The sequence below is a fragment of the Arthrobacter silviterrae genome (assembly GCF_011045165.1).
Lineage (GTDB): Bacteria > Actinomycetota > Actinomycetes > Actinomycetales > Micrococcaceae > Specibacter > Specibacter silviterrae.
Map to the genome: position 1 here is coordinate 58,245 of NZ_JAAKZI010000003.1, position 18,102 is coordinate 76,346.

At 66.6% G+C, this 18,102-nt stretch carries 17 protein-coding genes and 2 tRNA genes; 15 read left to right on the forward strand and 4 right to left on the reverse strand.

The genetic code is table 11. The features are described from left to right. The first annotated feature begins 125 nt into the window (after positions 1 to 125). The 4 genes from G6N77_RS03065 (at position 126) to G6N77_RS03080 (ending at position 1,543) form a co-directional block, all read left to right on the forward strand. Positions 126 to 201: transfer RNA gene (locus G6N77_RS03065), tRNA-Ala, on the forward strand. Between the two features lie 48 nt (positions 202 to 249). Continuing rightward, positions 250 to 325: transfer RNA gene (locus tag G6N77_RS03070), tRNA-Ala, on the forward strand. Between the two features lie 100 nt (positions 326 to 425). Further along, a complete protein-coding gene (locus G6N77_RS03075) occupies positions 426 to 1,154 on the forward strand; it encodes a FadR/GntR family transcriptional regulator (protein WP_165180546.1) in 729 nt (242 codons plus the stop codon). Next, positions 1,151 to 1,543 (forward strand): YchJ family protein, encoded by a 393-nt coding sequence (locus tag G6N77_RS03080; protein ID WP_262452407.1) that lies wholly within the window; start codon positions 1,151 to 1,153, stop codon positions 1,541 to 1,543. The genes G6N77_RS03075 and G6N77_RS03080 overlap by 4 nt, the downstream gene beginning before the upstream one ends. A 3-nt stretch (positions 1,544 to 1,546) precedes the next feature. On the opposite strand, the gene G6N77_RS03085 is transcribed toward G6N77_RS03080, so the two are convergent. Next, positions 1,547 to 2,488 carry an MIP/aquaporin family protein gene (locus G6N77_RS03085; protein ID WP_165180548.1) on the reverse strand — a complete coding sequence of 314 codons (942 nt, stop codon included), beginning with the start codon at positions 2,486 to 2,488 and terminating at the stop codon, positions 1,547 to 1,549. 176 nt (positions 2,489 to 2,664) lie between these two features. Here G6N77_RS03085 and G6N77_RS03090 point away from each other — a divergent pair, with 176 nt between their 5' ends. Next, positions 2,665 to 3,852, forward strand: a complete 1,188-nt coding sequence (locus G6N77_RS03090; RefSeq protein WP_306986692.1) for a class I SAM-dependent methyltransferase — start codon at positions 2,665 to 2,667, stop codon at positions 3,850 to 3,852. A gap of 225 nt (positions 3,853 to 4,077) precedes the next feature. Continuing rightward, entirely contained in the window at positions 4,078 to 5,283 is a 1,206-nt protein-coding gene (locus G6N77_RS03095; RefSeq protein ID WP_165180549.1) for an ROK family transcriptional regulator, read from the forward strand. A gap of 28 nt (positions 5,284 to 5,311) precedes the next feature. On the opposite strand, the gene G6N77_RS03100 is transcribed toward G6N77_RS03095, so the two are convergent. Further along, positions 5,312 to 5,509, reverse strand: a complete 198-nt coding sequence (locus G6N77_RS03100; protein WP_165180550.1) for a hypothetical protein — start codon at positions 5,507 to 5,509, stop codon at positions 5,312 to 5,314. Positions 5,510 to 5,653: 144 nt separating this feature from the next. Between G6N77_RS03100 and G6N77_RS03105 the strand changes: the two genes are divergently transcribed. From G6N77_RS03105 to G6N77_RS03145, 9 genes are all read left to right on the forward strand, one after another. Beyond that, entirely contained in the window at positions 5,654 to 6,661 is a 1,008-nt protein-coding gene (locus G6N77_RS03105; protein ID WP_165180551.1) for an AAA family ATPase, read from the forward strand. Between the two features lie 52 nt (positions 6,662 to 6,713). Continuing rightward, positions 6,714 to 7,598: a DUF58 domain-containing protein gene (locus tag G6N77_RS03110; RefSeq protein WP_165180552.1), complete on the forward strand. Its 885-nt coding sequence runs from the start codon at positions 6,714 to 6,716 to the stop codon at positions 7,596 to 7,598. Next, a complete protein-coding gene (locus G6N77_RS19745; RefSeq protein ID WP_165180553.1) occupies positions 7,588 to 8,100 on the forward strand; it encodes a hypothetical protein in 513 nt (170 codons plus the stop codon). The genes G6N77_RS03110 and G6N77_RS19745 overlap by 11 nt, the downstream gene beginning before the upstream one ends. Further along, a complete protein-coding gene (locus G6N77_RS03120) occupies positions 8,091 to 9,074 on the forward strand; it encodes a vWA domain-containing protein (RefSeq protein ID WP_165180554.1) in 984 nt (327 codons plus the stop codon). Before G6N77_RS19745 ends, G6N77_RS03120 begins: the two co-directional genes overlap by 10 nt. Further along, positions 9,071 to 10,078, forward strand: a complete 1,008-nt coding sequence (locus tag G6N77_RS03125; protein ID WP_165180555.1) for a vWA domain-containing protein — start codon at positions 9,071 to 9,073, stop codon at positions 10,076 to 10,078. The genes G6N77_RS03120 and G6N77_RS03125 overlap by 4 nt, the downstream gene beginning before the upstream one ends. Further along, positions 10,075 to 10,791, forward strand: coding sequence for a hypothetical protein (locus G6N77_RS03130; RefSeq protein WP_165180556.1), 717 nt, complete (start codon positions 10,075 to 10,077; stop codon positions 10,789 to 10,791). Before G6N77_RS03125 ends, G6N77_RS03130 begins: the two co-directional genes overlap by 4 nt. 349 nt (positions 10,792 to 11,140) lie before the next feature. Next, the gene (locus G6N77_RS03135; RefSeq protein WP_165180557.1) at positions 11,141 to 12,109 is read left to right on the forward strand and encodes a methylenetetrahydrofolate reductase; all 969 of its coding nucleotides are present in this window, start codon (positions 11,141 to 11,143) and stop codon (positions 12,107 to 12,109) included. Between the two features lie 54 nt (positions 12,110 to 12,163). Next, a complete protein-coding gene (gene metE, locus G6N77_RS03140; RefSeq protein WP_165180558.1) occupies positions 12,164 to 14,479 on the forward strand; it encodes a 5-methyltetrahydropteroyltriglutamate--homocysteine S-methyltransferase in 2,316 nt (771 codons plus the stop codon). A 268-nt stretch (positions 14,480 to 14,747) separates the two neighbouring features. After that, positions 14,748 to 16,331 carry an HNH endonuclease gene (locus G6N77_RS03145; protein ID WP_165180559.1) on the forward strand — a complete coding sequence of 528 codons (1,584 nt, stop codon included), beginning with the start codon at positions 14,748 to 14,750 and terminating at the stop codon, positions 16,329 to 16,331. Here G6N77_RS03145 and G6N77_RS03150 read toward each other — a convergent pair. Together G6N77_RS03150 and G6N77_RS03155 are read right to left on the reverse strand one after the other, a co-directional pair. Further along, positions 16,220 to 16,786, reverse strand: coding sequence for an SRPBCC family protein (locus G6N77_RS03150; RefSeq protein WP_306986688.1), 567 nt, complete (start codon positions 16,784 to 16,786; stop codon positions 16,220 to 16,222). The genes G6N77_RS03145 and G6N77_RS03150 overlap by 112 nt on opposite strands. Further along, positions 16,783 to 17,715, reverse strand: coding sequence for a LysR family transcriptional regulator (locus G6N77_RS03155; protein WP_165180560.1), 933 nt, complete (start codon positions 17,713 to 17,715; stop codon positions 16,783 to 16,785). The genes G6N77_RS03150 and G6N77_RS03155 overlap by 4 nt, the downstream gene beginning before the upstream one ends. Positions 17,716 to 18,102 lie beyond the last annotated feature (387 nt).

An 18,102-nucleotide genomic window follows, 5' to 3' on the forward strand; every position in this document is an offset into this window, starting at 1 on the left:
ATCACGGGCTTCGGGAACCTTTCGCAGGGGGTGCGGCTGCCGATTTGGCAAGCGGCGGAGACGTGTTCTAGGATAGACAAGTTGCTTCGGCCAAGACCGCCAGGTCAGGGAAAAAGCAAGTGTTTGGGGCTGTGGCGCAGCTGGTAGCGCACCTGCATGGCATGCAGGGGGTCAGGGGTTCGAGTCCCCTCAGCTCCACCAAACAGGCCGGGCATCCGGTGGTTTGAAACTGAATATCGATTATGTTTTGGGGCTGTGGCGCAGCTGGTAGCGCACCTGCATGGCATGCAGGGGGTCAGGGGTTCGAGTCCCCTCAGCTCCACCAAAACAAAAATGTCCCCCAAGGCCGCCGCGCCTTGGGGGACATTTTGTATGGCCGGTTCCCCTGGCCGGGAACGGGCAGCAAACAGTGAAAGAATGGTGCCGTGCCTACTGAAGAACCCGCCGCCGCGCCTGCCGCCCGCAGCTATGAGGCAGTCCTCCGCGGCATCGAGGCGGATCTCAAGAGCGGCAAGGTCAAGGTGGGGGACCGGCTGCCCGGTGAACGCGCACTTGCCCAGGCACACGGGATTTCCCGCGCCTCCGTGCGGGACGCCATCCGCATCCTTGACGTCATGGGCGTGGTGCACACCGCCGTCGGCTCCGGCCCCACCTCCGGCGCCGTGGTCATTTCAAACCCGTCGGCCGGCCTGGGCTCCACCCTCCGGCTGCACATGGCCACCCGGCACTTCCCCGTGGCCGACATCGTGCAGACCCGCGTCATGATGGAGACCTGGGCCGCAGGGGAGGCAGCCGGGCGGACCCACGACGACCGGGTGCTGGCACAGGCGCAGGAACTCCTGGCCGCCATGGCCGAGCCCGCCCTGGACCGCGACGCCTTCCATGTCCTCGACGCCCAGTTCCACGTGCTGCTCAGCTCACTGGCAGGCAATGTGGTGGTCACCGCAATGATGGAATCACTGCGTTTTGCCATACAGGGCTACGTGGCGGACTCCATTGACAGCGATGCCATGTGGGCCGGGATTGTCCCCGAGCTGCGCACCCAGCACCAGAACATCATGGGTGCCGTTCTCCGGCACGACGGCGGTGCAGCGGCCGCCGCCCTCAGGCACCACATCCAGTGGTTCCACGCGCAGACACACCCGATGCAGTGAACGGGGCGACATGGAGGTGCCCCTGCAACTCGGGGGACACCTATGCCGGCTGCTGTGGCAGGTTCATTGACGCAGGCTCATTCCCTCCCACCGCCGAGGCACTGATGCGCTCACGCTTCACCGCGTTTGCCACGGGCAACGCTTCCTACCTGCTCAAGACCTGGCACCCTGACACGCGCCCGGGGACCCTGGAATTGGATGGGTCACAGCAGTGGGTCCGGCTGGACATCCGGGGTATCACGGACGGCGGCCCCTGGGACACGGAGGGGGTTGTGTCCTTCACGGCCCACTACAGGCGGGAAGGCACCCGCGGCAGCCAAGCCGAAACCAGCCGGTTCACCCGGATTGGCCGGCAGTGGCTGTACGTGGATGCCCTCACCCTCGCCTAGGACTCAGTCCTCCTTGGTGGCACTTCCCGGCTCTGCCTGCTCCGCCAGCGCACGGCGGGCGTGCAGGATGTCGCCAATGAACCAGTCGTAAATTAAAATGCCAAGAACACCGCCAATGAGCGGTCCCACGATCGGCACCCAGAAGTACCAACTGAAGGACCCGGCAACTGTGCCCGGCAAGGCCACATCACCCCAGCCGGCCATCCACGCAAACAACCGCGGCCCAAAGTCGCGGGCGGGGTTGATGGCGTACCCGGCGTTGGCGCCAAAGGACATGCCGATGGCCGCCACGGCCAGTCCGATGATGAACGGCCCAAGGTTTGCCTGGACCGCCAGGTTGCGCATGTCCACAATGGCCGCAATGAGCAGGACCAGGAACATGGTGCCGACAATCTGGTCAATGAGTGGAATGGTCAGGTTGCCGTGGAAGTACGGGGCGGGGAAAGTGGCAAATATTGAGTAGGTGGCCAGACCGCCGGGAGCATCCCTTTGTGTTTTGGCTGCGGCGTTGAATGCGTCGATGGCGTTGTAGTACAGCACATACAGCAGGGCGGCGGCGGCAAACGCCCCCACCACCTGGGCGGCAATGTACGGCAGCACCTTGTTCCATGCGAACTTCCGCCGCACGGCAAACGCCAGTGTAACGGCCGGGTTCAGGTGCGCCCCGGTCACCCCTCCGGCAACATAGACCCCCATAGCCACGGCAAGGGCCCATCCCCACGTGATGAGCAGCCAGTCGCCAGCCGCCATGAAAATGGTGGTGTCGGTGGCGGCACGCCCGCTGCCCGGCAGGGCAGCCACGGCCATGGCCACAACGCCGTCACCAAAACAGATCAGGACGAACGTACCCAGAAACTCACCCAACACCTCCCCCCAGAGGCCCCCGATGCCTTTGAGCCCGCTGCCGTGCCGGACCGCATTTCTCAGTGGAGATATTTCGCTCATGATGCTCCCTAGAGTCGTCGCTGACGGCGACATAGCCCTTGATTTGAGTGACTGATCTGATTCTATGGCGAATGTGACGTGTTGCACATGTGTATTTAGTCACAGGCCAGTACAATGCAGGGCGCGGCTAAACTTGGCAGGATGCCCCGCCACCGGGACGGACGAAAGGCCACACCATGAACGGCATGCAACAACCGGCCACCGGGGCACCGCGGCCCCGCGGACTGGAGCTGTCCCTGCTGCGCAGGTTCCCGGACGTCGAAGCGGACAACCTCCACGCACACGACGCCACTGACGAGCTGATCCTTGACCGTGCCGGCGCCGAACTGGCAGCCTTGGCCGCCGGCGGGCAAGGGGGCGGGGCCCTGGCCGTGGTGGGGGACCGCTACGGGGCATTGGCCCTCGGTGCGGCGGGCGGGCATGGGCTCGAGCGGATCCGCGTTCACCAGGACCCGCTGTCGGGCGAGCTCGCACTCGCCGCCAATGCCGCCCGTTTGGGCCTGGCCGGGTCCTTTGAATCGCTGCCCCTGTCGGCCAAGCTGTTTGCCGGCGCCACGGTGGTGCTGTGGCAGCTGCCGCGCAGCCTGGACGAGGTGGACGAGGTGGCGGCCCTCATTGCAGCAAACGCGGAGCCGGGAGTTCGAATTTATGCCGGCGGCCGGCAAAAACACCTGGCCGTGGCCATGAATGGCGTGTTGGGGCGGTATTTCGGCAACGTCCTGCCGGGCCGGGCGTGGCACAAGTCCCGTGTGCTCGAGGTGGACAGCCCCCGGGACCAGCTGCCCGCACGGGCGTTTCCGCGCAAGGACTGGAACGACGACGCCGGCCTGTGGCTGTGCGCCCACGGGGCAACGTTTGCCGGCACCAAGCTGGACATCGGCACCCGCTTCCTGCTCGACTTTGTTCCCCTCATGCGCCCCGGTGCGGCCCGGGCCATAGACCTGGGGTGCGGCAACGGCACCATAGCGGCATTCCTGGCGGCCTCCCGGCCTGAGCTGCGCCTGCTGGCCACCGACCAGTCGGCTGCCGCCGTCGCCTCCGCCGCGGCAACAGCTGAAGCCAACGGGCTGGGCGGACGTGTCACGGTGGTGCGGGACGACGCCATGGCAGGATTTCCGGCGAACTCGGCTGACCTGGTGGTGCTCAACCCACCGTTCCATGTTGGGGCCACAGTCCACGCGGGCATTGCCTTGAAGCTGTTCGACGCGGCCGCGAGGGTGCTCGCGCCCGGAGGCGAATTGTGGACCGTCTACAACCGGCACCTTGACTACCGCGGGCAGCTGCAGGAACGGGTGGGGCCGACGGAAATCAAGGGGCGCAATCCGAAATTTACGGTCGCCGTGTCGGTGAAGCCCGCCTTCTGACGTCCGCGGGCCGCACCCCGGAACCGGCCCCGCCACAACGTCCCAACGGGCGTCCGGACCCTGGCTGCCGTGGCGTGCGCGCACTGGGGCGCCCGGAAGGGTAATCTGTCAGCGGGGGCCATAGGGATGCGTGCATCCGACACATCAAAGCTTTGCAAGGAGAAAATGTTGGGTGTTCCCGAGGTTGGTGTGCCGGCGCGCCGTCGAGGCACGAACCTGCCCAAGATGGGTGATTTCAATCAATCGGTCATCCTGGACTCCATCCGCCGCTCCGAGGAGGGTCTCAGCCGCGTGGAGCTGGCCGGTTCCGCAGGCCTGGCCGCACAGACCGTCTCCAACATTTGCCGCCGTCTCCTGGATTCCGGATTGATCGTGGAAGCCGGCAAGGAAACGTCCGGCCCCGGCAAGCCGCGCACCATCCTCCGCCTGAACCCGAAAGGCATGTTTGCGGTGGGCGTCCACATCGACCCGGCCCTGACCAGCTTTGCCCTGGTGGACGCCGTCGGCACCGTCCTTGAAGCCTTGGAGGTTCCCACAGACTTTTCCCAGCCGGCCGAAGATGCCGTCAGGGCCATGGGACGGGAAATCCGGTCCCTGGTGGCCCGTTCCGGCGTTGACGAGGGCCGCATTGCCGGTGTGGGCGTGGCAACGCCGGGACCGGTGGACGCGGCCAGCGGCACGGTGGTGGCCCCGCCCCACATGCCCGGCTGGACGCGGGTTCCGCTGCGGGACATCCTGGCCGAAGCCACAGGACTGCCGGTCGTGATGGACAAGGACGTGACCGCGGCGGCGGTGGCCGAACTGTGGACGGGATCCGCGGGCGGGGCGTCCAACTTTGTGTACGTCTACATCGGCACCGGCATCGGCGCGGGGCTGGTTCTGGGCGATGAGGTGGTCCGCGGCTCGTCGGGCAACGTGGGGGAGATCGGCCACATCATCACCGATCCCGACGGGCCCCCCTGCGACTGTGGGCGACGCGGCTGCGTCAAGGTCACCTGCATGCCCGAAACCCTCGTGGCCGAAGCCCGCGCACTGGGGGCCCTGCCCGCCGCTGAAGGAGCACACCCGGCCACCCTGCAGGCCGACCTCGCCGCCCTGGCCGCGGCCGCCCAAGGCGGCAACGCGGAGGCGGCCGGCATTCTGGAACGAAGTGCCTGGCGCCTGGCCGGGGCCGTCTCCGTGCTGACAAACCTCCTGGACGTTGACCAGGTGGTATTTGGCGGGCCTTTCTGGCCCTCCCTGGCCGACACCTACCTGGCCCGGTTCCCTGACCTGCTGGCGCAGCTGAGCGTCACCACGGACGTGCACTCCGTCGGTGTTGCCGGAACCCGCCTGCTAACCAGTGGGGAGGCGTTTGGGGCCGCCTGCCTCGTCATGGAAAAGACGTTCAGCCCCAACGCCGCCCAGCTGCTGCTGGACTCCAAGCCGTAGCCGGCCCGGGCTGCGGGGTCCGGCAGGGCTAGTCCACGTCCTCGACCACCGTGCCGAACGGCACGTGGCTGTCGAGGTGGGCCTGCAACAGGGGCGGATCGATCACCACCCTGACCCCGTGGTCTCCCTCGGCTGCGGACTGCTGCAGAATGGGCTTGACGGTGGCAATGAAGTCGTCGTCCTTGCCCGCCAGGTATGCCTCGTATGCCTCCGGTAACTGTTTCATGAACACACACTAGCGCTGCCTGCCCGGCGTGGACAGGGCCCATGGGAAGTTCTGCCCATTGCGGCAGGACCCGCAATTGGATGGACTGGAGCGCAAGGGTCGCCGCAGTGGTGCTCCGGCGCGCCGCAAGAAAGGCCACAGGAATTGTTGCAAGCAAGTGTGTCATCCAGGATCGACCCCGCCGAGCTGGACCGGGTGCAGCGAATTGCTGGCAGCATTTCCCGCAGTTTTGAAGCGAAGGTGGTGGGCCAGGCACGGCTCCGCGAGACGCTCCTGCTGTCCCTGCTGACCGGGGGCCATGTGCTGCTGGAGTCAGTTCCGGGCCTGGCCAAGACGACGGCGGCCCAGACGCTGGCGGACTCCATCAGTGCCGCCTTCCACCGGATCCAGTGCACGCCGGACCTGCTGCCCAGCGACATTGTGGGCACCCAGCTCTATGACGCCGCCCACGGCACATTCGTCACGCAGCTGGGCCCGGTCCATGCGAACATCGTGCTCCTTGATGAGATCAACCGTTCCAGCGCCAAGACGCAGTCGGCCATGCTGGAGGCCATGCAGGAACGCCAAACCACCATCGGCGGGCAAAACCATCCCCTGCCGTCGCCGTTTTTGGTCCTGGCCACCCAAAACCCGATTGAGCAGGAGGGCACCTACCAGCTTCCCGAGGCCCAGGTGGACAGGTTCATGCTCAAGGACGTGCTGGACTATCCGAGCCCCGTGGAGGAGGCGGAAATGATCCGGCGCATCGACGCCGGCGTGTACTCCGCTGAGGCCACCCCCACCGCGGTGGCTGGGCTGGATGATGTGCGCCTGCTCCAAAGGGCAGCCAAGAGGGTGTACCTGGACCCCTCACTGGTGCACTACATCGTGGGCCTGGTCTACGTCACCCGGCACGCGGCAAAATACATTGACCCGGCGCTTGCCTCGCTCATCGAGTTTGGCGCCAGCCCGCGTGCCAGCATTGCCTTTACACAGTCCGCACGCGCCCTGGCGCTGCTGCAGGGCCGCGACCACGTCATCCCGGAAGACGTGAAGGCCCTGGCGGCGCGGGTGCTGCGCCACAGGATCATCCTGGGTTTTGAGGCTGTGGCCGAAAACATTCCCGTGGAAACCGTCATAGATGCCATCGTGGCCTCGGTCCAGATCCCATAGCCAGACCCCATGGCCAGACCCGCAGCCTGCCGCCAGCGTCCCCAAGGAAACAGTGCCCTCCCTTCTCAAATCGGTGAAGTCAAGGATGTACATCTTTGCGCACCGCAAAGCCCGCGGCCTGCTCGAGGGCGAATACGCGTCCATATTTCATGGCCGGAGCCTGGATTTTGAGGACCTGCGGACCTATGTCCCCGGCGACGAAGTCCGTGACATTGACTGGAAGGCAACCGCCCGGGTGGGGACGCCCCTCGTCAAGCGCCACAAGGCCACGCGCCGGCAGCAACTCCTCTTTGTGGTGGACACCGGGCGCAACATGGCCGCCATTGCAAGGGGCGGGGAGACCAAGAAGGACATTGCGGTCATGGCCATGGGAATCCTTGGCTCGCTGGCGTTGAACCACGGCGACCAGGTGGCGCTGGTGCACGGCGATCCCCGCGGCACCCATGCCCTGCCGGCCCAGGGCACCGAAAGGCACCTGGAAGGGCTGCTGCAACGGGTGGACGCGGCCGCGACCCTGGGCGCCGGTGAAAGCAGGCTGGCCGGGCAGCTGGAATATGCGGCGGCCCGCTTCAAGCGGCGGATGTTGCTGGTGGTCCTCGCGGACGAGGTCGCCGTTGACGCCCGGATCACCAAGGTGATGCGCCGGCTGGCAGCCCAGCACGAGATCCTGTGGGTTCAAATTGACGACGCCGAGCTGGCGGGGGCCGAGGCAGCAGCCAGGGCCAGCTATGACGTGGCGGGGATGGGCCCGGTGCTGACCGTGCTGGCGGCGGACCTGGAACTGGCGCGGGACTATGCCCGGGACGCGGCGGCGCGGGCCGAGGCGCTGACCGGGCTGCTGGTGTCCCGGGGGATTGCCATGGCCCGGATCGGCCACACCGGACAGGTGGTCCAAAGCCTCTTTGCCCTGCTGGAAAGGCACCGCCGTGCACAGTGAAGCCGTGGCGGCCCAGGGCGGTTTCTACGCGCTGGCCGGATATTCCATCCTGTGGCCCCTGCTGGGCGCCGCCCTGCTGGTGCTCTGTGCCGGATGGCTGGGGTGGGTGTGGATGTCCACACGGCCCGGGAACACGGCCGCTGTGCCCCACTTTGTCCGGCCGCGAAACGCCGCCACCATCAAGGGCAGGTACCTGGCCCGGATCGACACCCTGGTCCGCCAGCACGACGCCGGCGAACGGGGACTGCGGGAGACGCACCAGGAACTCAGTGCCGCCGTCCGTTCCTTTGTCCACGACATGACCGGCCTCAAGGCCCAGCGCATGACCCTGGCGGAGCTGCGCGCGCACCAGCTGCCGTCCGTGGTCCGGGCCGTGGAAACGTTTTACCCCGCAGAATTCGCCCCACCGGACCCCGGCCGCGGCGAGGGCGGCCCGGCGGCACGCACGGACGTGGCACTCGCTGCCCGGGTGGCCAGGGATGCGGTGGCCACGTGGAGTTGAAATTCTGGTGGCTGCTGCCCGTGGGGATCGCCGCCCTCGCCGCCGCCGTCGTGCTTGCCCTGCGGAAGCCGGGAAGGGACGGCGCCCCGGTCCCGGTGGCGCATGCGGACCGGCTGACGGCGCTGCCGCGGTACCAGCGGGCCCTGGCCGCACAGCGGCGGTGGCTTGCCCTGGGCGTTGCGAGCGTGCTGCTGCTGGCCGGCTCGCTGCTCATGGCGGCTGCCCGGCCGGTGTCCGCCAGCACCACCATTCCCGGGCAGGTGAACCGCGACATCATCCTGTGCCTGGACGTGTCGGGCTCCATGGTGGGCACCGACGAGGCTATTGTGGGGGCGTTCGCGGAGCTGGTGACCCGGTTCAAGGGGGAGCGGATTGGCCTGACGATCTTTGACTCGAGCGCCGTGCAGGTGTTTCCGCTGACCGACGACTACGAATTCGTGGCCGAACAGCTCGCGGCGGCCAAGAAGGCCATGAACAAGGACACCGCCAACTTTGACTTCTTCGCCGGAACGTACCAGCAGCCCGGGTCCTCCCTGATTGGCGACGGCCTGGCCAGCTGTGTGACCGGTTTCCCCGGGGGCGACGGCCAACAACGCTCCCGCTCAATAGTCCTTTCCACTGACAACATGCTGGCCGGCAAGCCGCTCTTCACCCTGGGGGAAGCCGCAGCATTAGCGAAGGCGTCCAAGGTGCGCATATACAGCCTCAATCCCAACGACTACAGCGAAGGCACCTACGCCGACCCCGTTGCCCAGGGGCTCAAGGACGCGTCCGCCACGACCGGCGGCGCCTACTTTCCGCTCACCTCCCCGGCCGCAGTGAAGTCGATTGTGGCGGCTGTGCAGGGCACGGAGGCGAAACGGCTCAACGGCGCCGCCGTGGTGACCGTGGCGGACCGGCCGGACGTGCCCCTGGGCTTGGGCCTGCTGGCCCTGGCGGGCATGGGCGTGGCGGCCTGGAAGGTGCGTCCATGACACTTGAGCCCATATTGCCGCCCTGGTTGTTTTGGATTTCGGCAGCCCTCCTGGCCGGCTTTGCCGCGGCGCTCCTGGCCCGGCGGCGCACACCCGCACGCTGGCGGTACGCCGCGCTGGTGCTGCTTGTGGTGGCGGCCGCCGCCCGCCCCGGAATTCCAGGTGCCTCCGCCCCCGTGGCAGCCGCCGAGCTGAACGTCTTCTTCGTGGTCGACACCACGCCCAGCGCCGGCGCCGAGGATTTCGACGGCAACAGGCTGCGGCTGGACGGGATGAAGGGCGACATCAACGCCATTGCCGGCCGGCTGGCCGGGGCGCGGTTCTCACTCATCACCTTCGACAGCACAGCCAAGGTGGTCCTGCCCCTCACCACGGACGCCACGGCCCTGCGCACGGCGGCGGACATCCTCTCCCCGCAAACGGCGTACGTGTCCCAGGGCAGCAGCGTGACCGGCGCCAACGCCCTGCTCGGTACACGGCTGGCCGCGGCAGCCAAGGCCCATCCCGAACGGCCCCGGCTGGTCTTCTACCTGGGCGACGGCGAACAAACGTCAGCCAATCCGCCGGAACCCTTTGCAGCCGGCACGAAACTGGTCGACGGCGGGGCCGTGCTGGGCTATGGCACCAGCAGCGGGGGAAAGATGCGGGACTACGCCTTTGGCACCAACAAGCCGGGGGACTACATCACTGACAGGTCCACCCGGGACGGCCGACCCGCACTGTCCGTCATCGACGAGAAGACGCTGCAGGCCATTGCCGGCCAGCTGGGAGTGCCCTATGTACACCGGCAAAAGGCCGCCGGCATTGACGCCGCACTGGCCGATTCGGCGCCCCGGGCCGCCATTGCCGCCGTCAACGGGGGAACTGAGGACCGCCAGGGTGCCGGGCGCACGGAACTTTACTGGCTGCCCGCGCTCGCAGGCTTTGGCGTGGCACTGGGCGGCCTGCTGGCCTCCGTGCGGGCCCTCGCGAGGCTGGGCCGTGTGCGGGGGCGTGCCGCATGAATCGAACTCAGAGGCGCAGGCGCCTCCTCCTGTGGTCATCGCCCGTCCTGCTCCTGGCCGTTGCCATGGCCGGGAAGCTGCTGAGTCTGCCCATCCTTGCCGGCCAGGCAAATTCGTCTTTTGACGCGGGCAGCTCCGCAGCTGTGGTCCGGGCTGCACAGGGACTGGACACGGCCAACTTTGTGGAGCCGTGGAAGGCCCACTTTGCGCTGGGTGACGGACACGTGCTTGGCGGCAACTTTGCCGCGGCCCGGAGCGAGTTTGCCGAAGCCCTGACATTGCGGCCGGGGCCGGAGGAATGCAAGGTGCGTGTCAACCTGGCGCTGACACTTGAAGAACTTGGCGACGAAAACGCAAAGGCCGGGAACACTCTGCAGGCCGTGGACTTTTACCGCCAGGGCAGCCAGGTGGTCACGGACGCGCCCCGCGGCTGTTTTGCGCCAGAGGGTGAAGGCAACAAATCCGGTGAGGGGGAGAAGCTGAAGGCGGCCGGCGATCGCCTGGCGGAGAAGCAAAGCAAGTCTGCCACGGCGAAGGATGGGGGCAAGGACGGAAAAGGCCAGCAGCCGGCGGACGCCTCGGCGCCGCCGCAAAGCAAGCTGGACCAGCTCGAAAGCCGCAGCGGCAATGCCCAGCAGGAGCGTTCCCAAAGCGGCAAGCTGAAGGAATCCTTCTCCGACTCGCCGCCCCTGTCGTACGACAAGCCCTGGTAAACGGGCAGCCGTTAATTCGGCCACGGCCAGCAGAAAGCGTGCCAGTCATTCAAATCGACTGAAACAATCCGTAAAACTTGCGTCTCAATTCGGTGCCGGCTTGCCGGTCGTGTGGGGGCATGCGTAAAGTTTGAAGCACGTTAGTTCCTCAACGTGTGTCAGCGACCTCCATTGTTCGGGGGTGTGGGTGCCCCCATGTGGGCCTGACATTTGCTCAGCGGAACGCCAGCGTTGGGCCGTCCCTGACGGCTCCGCGGGTGTCAATCGCCGCCTCCAAGAAAACTTGTCCTGCCGCCGGGTGCACCATTGCCCGCGACGCGCGGGGCGACCCATCGCCAAGGATCAGCAAATGTCCCCACCCAGACCCCTGCAGCCGACCCCGCTTTCCGGGGGAGCGGCGCCCACCGCGCTTTCCTATGAATTGTTTCCGCCACGCAACGAGACGGCATCTGCCTCCCTGTGGGCCACCATCCGCGAGCTGGAAACCACCAATCCCGACTACGTCTCCGTCACCTACGGGGCCAGCGGCAGCAACCGCGACACGGCCGTGGAACTGCTCCACCGACTGCTGTCCGAAACCACCCTGCGCCCCCTGGCCCACCTGACTTGCGTAGGCAACACGGCGGAGGAACTGGCCGGAATCATCTCCGAGCTGCTGGACCACGGGGTGCGCGGCATCCTGGCCCTGCGTGGGGATCTCCCCAAGGACGCATCCGGTGCGCCGAAACGGGGATCGCTCACATACGCGCAGGACCTGATTGAACTGGTCCGCCGCGTGGAACAGCGCCGCTCGGCCCTGCTGTGCGCGGGCAGGGTGGCCATTGGTGTGGCCGCCTACCCGGCCAAGCACCCCGAATCACCGTCCATAGAGCACGATGTGGAAGTGCTCCTGGCCAAGCAGCGTTCCGGCGCCGACTTCGCCATCACCCAGGTGTTCTTCCATGCGGACCAATACAAGTCCCTCGTGGCACGGGCACGCAGGGCCGGGGTCAGCATCCCCATCATCCCCGGCGTCATGCCGCTGACCAGCCTGCGGCGCGTGCAGCGCCTGGGCGAGCTGACCGGCGTCGAGCCCGCCCCTGCCCTGCTGGACGCCCTGGGGCGCGCGGACGACTCCGCCGCCTCGCGCCGCATCGGCGTGGCAGCCACGGTGGACCTGGCCCGTGCGGCGCTGGACGCCGGGGCACCCGGAATCCACCTGTACACCTTCAACGAACACGCCGCCGCGCTGGAGGTCCTGGACAAGCTGCAGCTGCTGCGTCCCGGACGGCCCGCCGTGGCCCGGCGTACGCCGTCCCCCCAACTTGTGCAGGCCTAGGCTCCGGCCTGGTCATTGCAACCACTCTTCAAGAAACAAACCCTAAGGAATCCCATGTCGAACACCCCCGCATTCCCCGCAGCATCCCTCCTTGGCTACCCGCGCATCGGCCGCCGCCGCGAACTGAAGAAGGCCGTTGAATCCTTCTGGGCCGGCCGCATTGACGAGGCCGCCCTGGACGCCGCAGCGAAGGAAATCCAGCTTGGCACCGCCCGCCGCCTGGTGGAACTTGGCCTCACCGACGCCGCAGCGGTCCCTGGCACGTTTTCCTACTATGACCAGGTGCTGGATGCCATTACCCACCTCGGAGCTGAACCGGCCCGCTTCGGTGCGCTGCGCAACGCCGCCGGTGAATTGGACCTCAACGCTTACTTCACCCTGGCCCGCGGCTCCGCCGAGGTGCAGCCGCTGGAAATGACCAAGTGGTTTGACACCAACTACCACTACCTGGTGCCTGAAATTGGGCCGGAAACCAACTTCGCCGCCACCTCCAACCGCATTGTGGAGCAGTTTGAATATGCCCTGGCCAACGGTGTTGAAACGCGCCCCTATCTGGTGGGCCCGGTCACGTTCCTGCTGCTGAGCAAGGCCTCCGACGACGCGCCGGCCGGCTTCAACCCGCTCTCCCGCCTCGAGGACGTGCTGCCCGTCTACGCGGAACTGCTTTCACGCCTGGCCGCCGCAGGTGCCACCTGGATCCAGCTGGACGAGCCGGCGCTTGTTGCCGACCAGGACATTCCCACGGCCGAACTCCAAGCCGCCGTGGCCCGCAGCTACTCCGTGCTCGCGGCCGACGGCGAGCGCCCCGCCATCCTGGTCTCCACGCCGTTTGGCGCCCTCACGGAGCTGCTGCCGACGCTGGCGCAGGCCCCCATCGAGGCGCTCCACATTGACGCGTTCAAGGGTGCCCTGCCCTCCCCGGCCGAGCTGGCGCTGCTGGCCGGCAAGACCGTGGTGGCCGGCGTGGTCGACGGGCACAACATCTGGCGCAACGACCTGGCCGCTTCCGCCGCGCGCCTGGACGTTTTGAAGGCTGCCGGCCTGAACGTTACAGTCTCCACCTCCACCTCCACCCAGCACGTTCCCCACGACGCTGCCGAGGAAGCCCAGCTTCCCGCGGAACTGCGCAGCTGGCTGGCTTTTGCCGACCAGAAGGCCACCGAAGTGGTGACGCTGGCCGCCTACCTGGGGGACCCGGCGTCGTCCGCGTCCGCGATTGCCGAGGCGACTGCCGTCATTGCCTCCCGGGCCGCAGCTGCCGGCGTCAAGCGCCCCGAGGTGCGTGCCCGGCTGGCCGCATTGACCACGGCGGACTTCAACCGCTCAGCCTACGCAGTCCGCGAGGCGGCCCAGGAACAGGCACTCCACCTGCCGCCCCTGCCCACCACCACCATCGGCTCCTTCCCCCAGACCAGCGAAATCCGCAGCGCACGGGCCCGGGCCAACAAGGGTGCCATCACGGGCGAGGAATACTCGCAGCTGATGAAGGACGAAATCAAGCGCGTGGTGGAGTTGCAGGAGGAACTCGATTTTGACGTGCTGGTCCACGGCGAGCCCGAGCGCAACGACATGGTCCAGTACTTTGCCGAGAACCTGGAAGGCTTCGACGTCACCGTCCACGGCTGGGTCCAGTCCTATGGCAGCCGCTGCACCCGCCCCTCCATCCTGTGGGGCGACGTCACCCGGGAGAAGGCCATCACCGTGGAATGGGCCGAATTTGCGCAGTCGCTGACGCAGAAGCCCATGAAGGGCATGCTGACCGGCCCGGTCACGATCTTGGCCTGGAGCTTTGTCCGCGACGACCAGCCCCTGGGAGACACGGCAAACCAGGTGGCCCTGGCGTTGCGCGATGAAATTGCCGACCTGGAAGCCGCAGGCATCAAGATCATCCAGGTGGACGAGCCGGCCCTGCGCGAACTGCTGCCTCTGCGCCGTGCCGACCAGCCCGCCTACCTGGACTGGTCCGTGAATTCGTTCCGCCTTGCCACGGCGGGCGCCGGCGACGGCACGCAGATCCACACCCACCTGTGCTACTCCGAATTCGGCGTCATCATTGACGCCATCGACGGACTGGATGCCGACGTCACCTCCATCGAGGCCGCGCGCTCCCGCATGGAGGTTGTCAACGACCTGGAAACGCACGGCTTTGGCCGCGGCGTGGGCCCGGGCGTCTACGACATCCACAGCCCGCGCATCCCCGGCCAGGCCGAGGTGACCGAGCTGCTGGGCACGGCCGTCCAGCACGTGCCGGCCCGCCAGCTCTGGGTCAACCCCGACTGCGGCCTGAAGACCCGCGGCTACGCCGAGACCGAAGAGTCCCTGCGGAACCTGGTCGCCGCGACCAAGGAAGTGCGCGCACAGCTCGTGTAGGCATTGCGGCTTCGCGGCTTTGCGGCCTGAAGCACGACGGCGGCACCCGACTCTCCCTGGAGGGACGGGCGCCGCCGTCGTGCTTTTAAGTGGTGCTTTTAAGTGGTGAAGGTCCCTCCACACGGGGAGCCGGGGTGGTGGTTGTGCACAGTGTGTGGAGTCGGACTTTTGACGGCCTCCCGGGTAGGCAAGGATGGGGGAAGAAGCGGGACGGCTGCCATGCGTGGCCAGTTCCGGCAAGGGTTGGGAGGAGGTGCGGGACGTGGCGATGCCTGAGTGGTTGCAGGAAAGCGGCGGGGGTGGGGTGCCCGGCGCCGCCCCTGCCGCCCCTGGGGAATTTGCAGCTGACGGCTGGCCGTTGGCCCGTTCGGCGGAAGACGTTTCCGTACAGGCCAAGTCCTTTCTTTCCGGTGTGGTGAATGAACTGGGAACCACCCTGCTGGATCTCGCCGAGCAGCAATTCGCCGAGGCCGCCGAACTGGCCTCCGGTGCACGTCCAGGGGATCCCGTGGCCGTGGACGGACGGGTCCGGGACGTCGTCCAGGCGGCGGGTGCGGCTCTCATCGACGCCATACGGGAGCTGGAAAATGTCAAGAACGCTGCTTCTGCAGCCCAGGCCAAGGCCGAGGTCCTGTTCGAAGTTGTCGAGCGCACCCGTCAGGTGCGGGCCGGAGTGCGGGGGAGTGCCCTGGGCAGGGGAACCGTGCTGGCCGTGGCGCTGGCACGCCGCGAGTCACAGTGGACTGCCGGGCGGCACATGGCCTCGGCCACGCGGATAGTCAGGGAAATGCCGCTAACGCTTGAGGCGTGTTCGAACGGTGTTCTAACGGAGCGCCGGGCTGCAATCATTGAGTCGGGCACGGAATTCCTTACCCGTGAACAGCGGGCGGCTGTTGATCAGGCAATTTCCGGTGACCCCGACACCCTTGAAGGCATGGGGGACAAGGAACTTGACGCCGCCGTCAAGCACATGGCGTACGAGTTGGACAGTGAAGCCTTCACCAAGCGGCTGCGCAAAGCGGAGTCGGAACGCCACGTCGGGCTCAAGCCCGTGGCGGACGGGATGGCTGAGCTGAGGGCGCTGCTGCCCCTCAAACATGGTGTTGCCGTCCTGAAGTCGCTGACCGTCGTGGCCGAATCTGCGCGGAGCGCCGGGGACAAGCGCACCAAGGGGCAATTGATGGCGGATGTGCTCACGCACAGGCTGCGCACCCACCTGCCGTGTGCCGGTGCGGATGCGGATTCCGACGCCGTCGGCTGCCTCACGGCGGCGGAAGCTGACATCCACCTGGATCTCATCATGACGGACAGGGCGCTGTTTGACGGCGCCACCGATCCCGCCGTCCTCACAGGTTTCAGTCCCATCCCGGCCCCTGCGGGTCGAGAGCTGCTCACCAGCACCGCAGGACAGGCGCAGGTATGGTTGAGGCGGCTGTACACCCACCCGGAATCCAACGCGCTCATGTCGATGGATTCCAGAAGCAGGCTCTTCACTGACACCATGAAGCGGTTCCTGTTCGACCAGGACCAGCTTTGCGCCAACCCATGGTGTGGCGCACCCATTCGGGATTATGACCACGTCAAGTCCTTCATTTCGGGTGGGCCCACCTCCATTGGCAACGGGCAGGGACTCTGCCAGCGCTGCAACCTCGCCAAGGAAGTGCCCGGGTGGAGCAGCGAGGCCGTTCAGGGTCCCGGCGGCCGCCCCGGCACGGTGATCCGGACCCCGACGGGACACAGCTACAATGCATCCCGCCCGGTCCTGCCGGGAAAGGCACGGCGGACGGTGCTGCCCTCGCGCGGCGCATCGGACGGTCCAGGTTCTTCAGCCGACGGGCCAAGGCCCGGGTAGCCGCTTCCGCTACGGGGGCGGCAGAGATATTCATTGCGCCGAATGATGAGCCGGCGCAGGTAGCGCGCCAGGACCAATCGTTCCGCGATCCGCCCGAGCATTCCAAAGGGCGCTGCAAACGCAATTTCATCGACCATCAGGGTCCCGGCGGCTGAGGGCTCGAAGGTGTGGATGTGGTGAAAAGACGAGAACGGGCCCTTGACCTGGTGATCCACAAATCGCCGTGGATGGTCCACCTCCGTCACCAGCGACGTCATGCTGAAACGGACACAGAAATGGCGGGCCTTCCATGTGACCGTCTGGCCCGCCGCGATCTGGCCGGCTGTCACCCCGCCCACGGCGCGCTCGCCGGAGGCTGCCATGGAGGCGACATGTTCGTCGACGCTCAATGACCGGCGGAACAGGAGCTCCAGCGGCAGGTTGGAGTCGGTCTCGACGCGGAAATGGACGCTCATGAGGGTGAGTCCAGGGAACTGGAACGGGTGGTTTCGCCCAAAATCCCGGACAGCTTGTCCATGAACACCTCAATCCGGGCTGTGCGCCTGTCGTTGAGCAGCAGGGCAAAGATATTGCGGGCCAGGCGAATTTCCGGCACGTCCAGCACCACCACGCCTTCCGGGCGGTGCGTCAGTGCCAGCTCCGGAACAAGCGCGGCTCCCAAACCAACAGAGGCCAGCTGGAGGCTGGCATTGAAGTCGTCACTGTAGGCGGCAACCCGGGGGTGGAGGTTGCAGCTTGCAAACAGCCGTTCGATGACGGTGGCGTCGCTGGTGCCCGGGTGGTGCATGATCCAGGGCATGTCGGACAGCTGGGCGGCAGCAATTTTCGCCCCGGGGCGGATCCCCCACGACTTGGGCAGGACCACCCTGAAGTTGTCGTCGCCCACCCACTGGCGATTGACGGTGTGCGGCCAGGCCAGGCCGGACTGGCCCACTTGGTAGACGAGGGCCACATCCAGCTCGCCGCCAATCCGCAGCCCTGAAATGGTCTGTTGCGGTTCACCGACGGAGACATGAAGGTTGATTCCCAGTGCGGGCCAATCGGCGCTGCGCATCAACCGGGGGAGGACATAGGTTGCCAGCGAGGGGAAAATGCCCAGCCGCAGTTCCTGGCTGGTGCCGTGTTCCGTGCGTGTGCTGGCTGCCAGCAGGGCGTCAATGTCCGTCAGGACCTTGGCAGCGTGCCTGCTCATCACCATGGCGGCGTCCGTGGGAAGCACGCTGCGTGCTGAACGGTGGAACAAGGTCACGCCGGCGTCGCGCTCCAGGGCTGACATTTGCTGTGAAACGGCCGACGCCGTATATCCCAGGGCGGTGGCCGCTGCGGCAAAGGAGCCGCGGCGGACCACCTCCATCAGGGTCTTGAGGTGGATCGGATTGATCACTGCATGCTCCTTGTCGCACCGAGGTCCCGCCGCACCGGCTCGTCCAGCAAGCATATGCCGCGTGCGCCGGGTGAAAGCATTGGGAGGCGCGCGGCCCCTTCGCGCGCCTCCCAATGGTCCATGCCGCGACACGCCGGGGCCGGCCGACACGCCGTTCAAAATTAAGTGGTTAACTCCTCCACAGCCTGTGGACAGAGGTGGCTTAAGCCCTGGATTTCTGCGCATTTAATCTCTGCAGGCTGTGGACTACCGGTGCATAAAATGACATACTTGTAATACATCATGTTGGGGTCGTTCCCGAGGTCGATCACTACATGTAGTATCGAGTACATCAAAACAAGCACTTCGGGCCAACACCTGAAACGCTGGCGAGGCCGCAAGCAACAG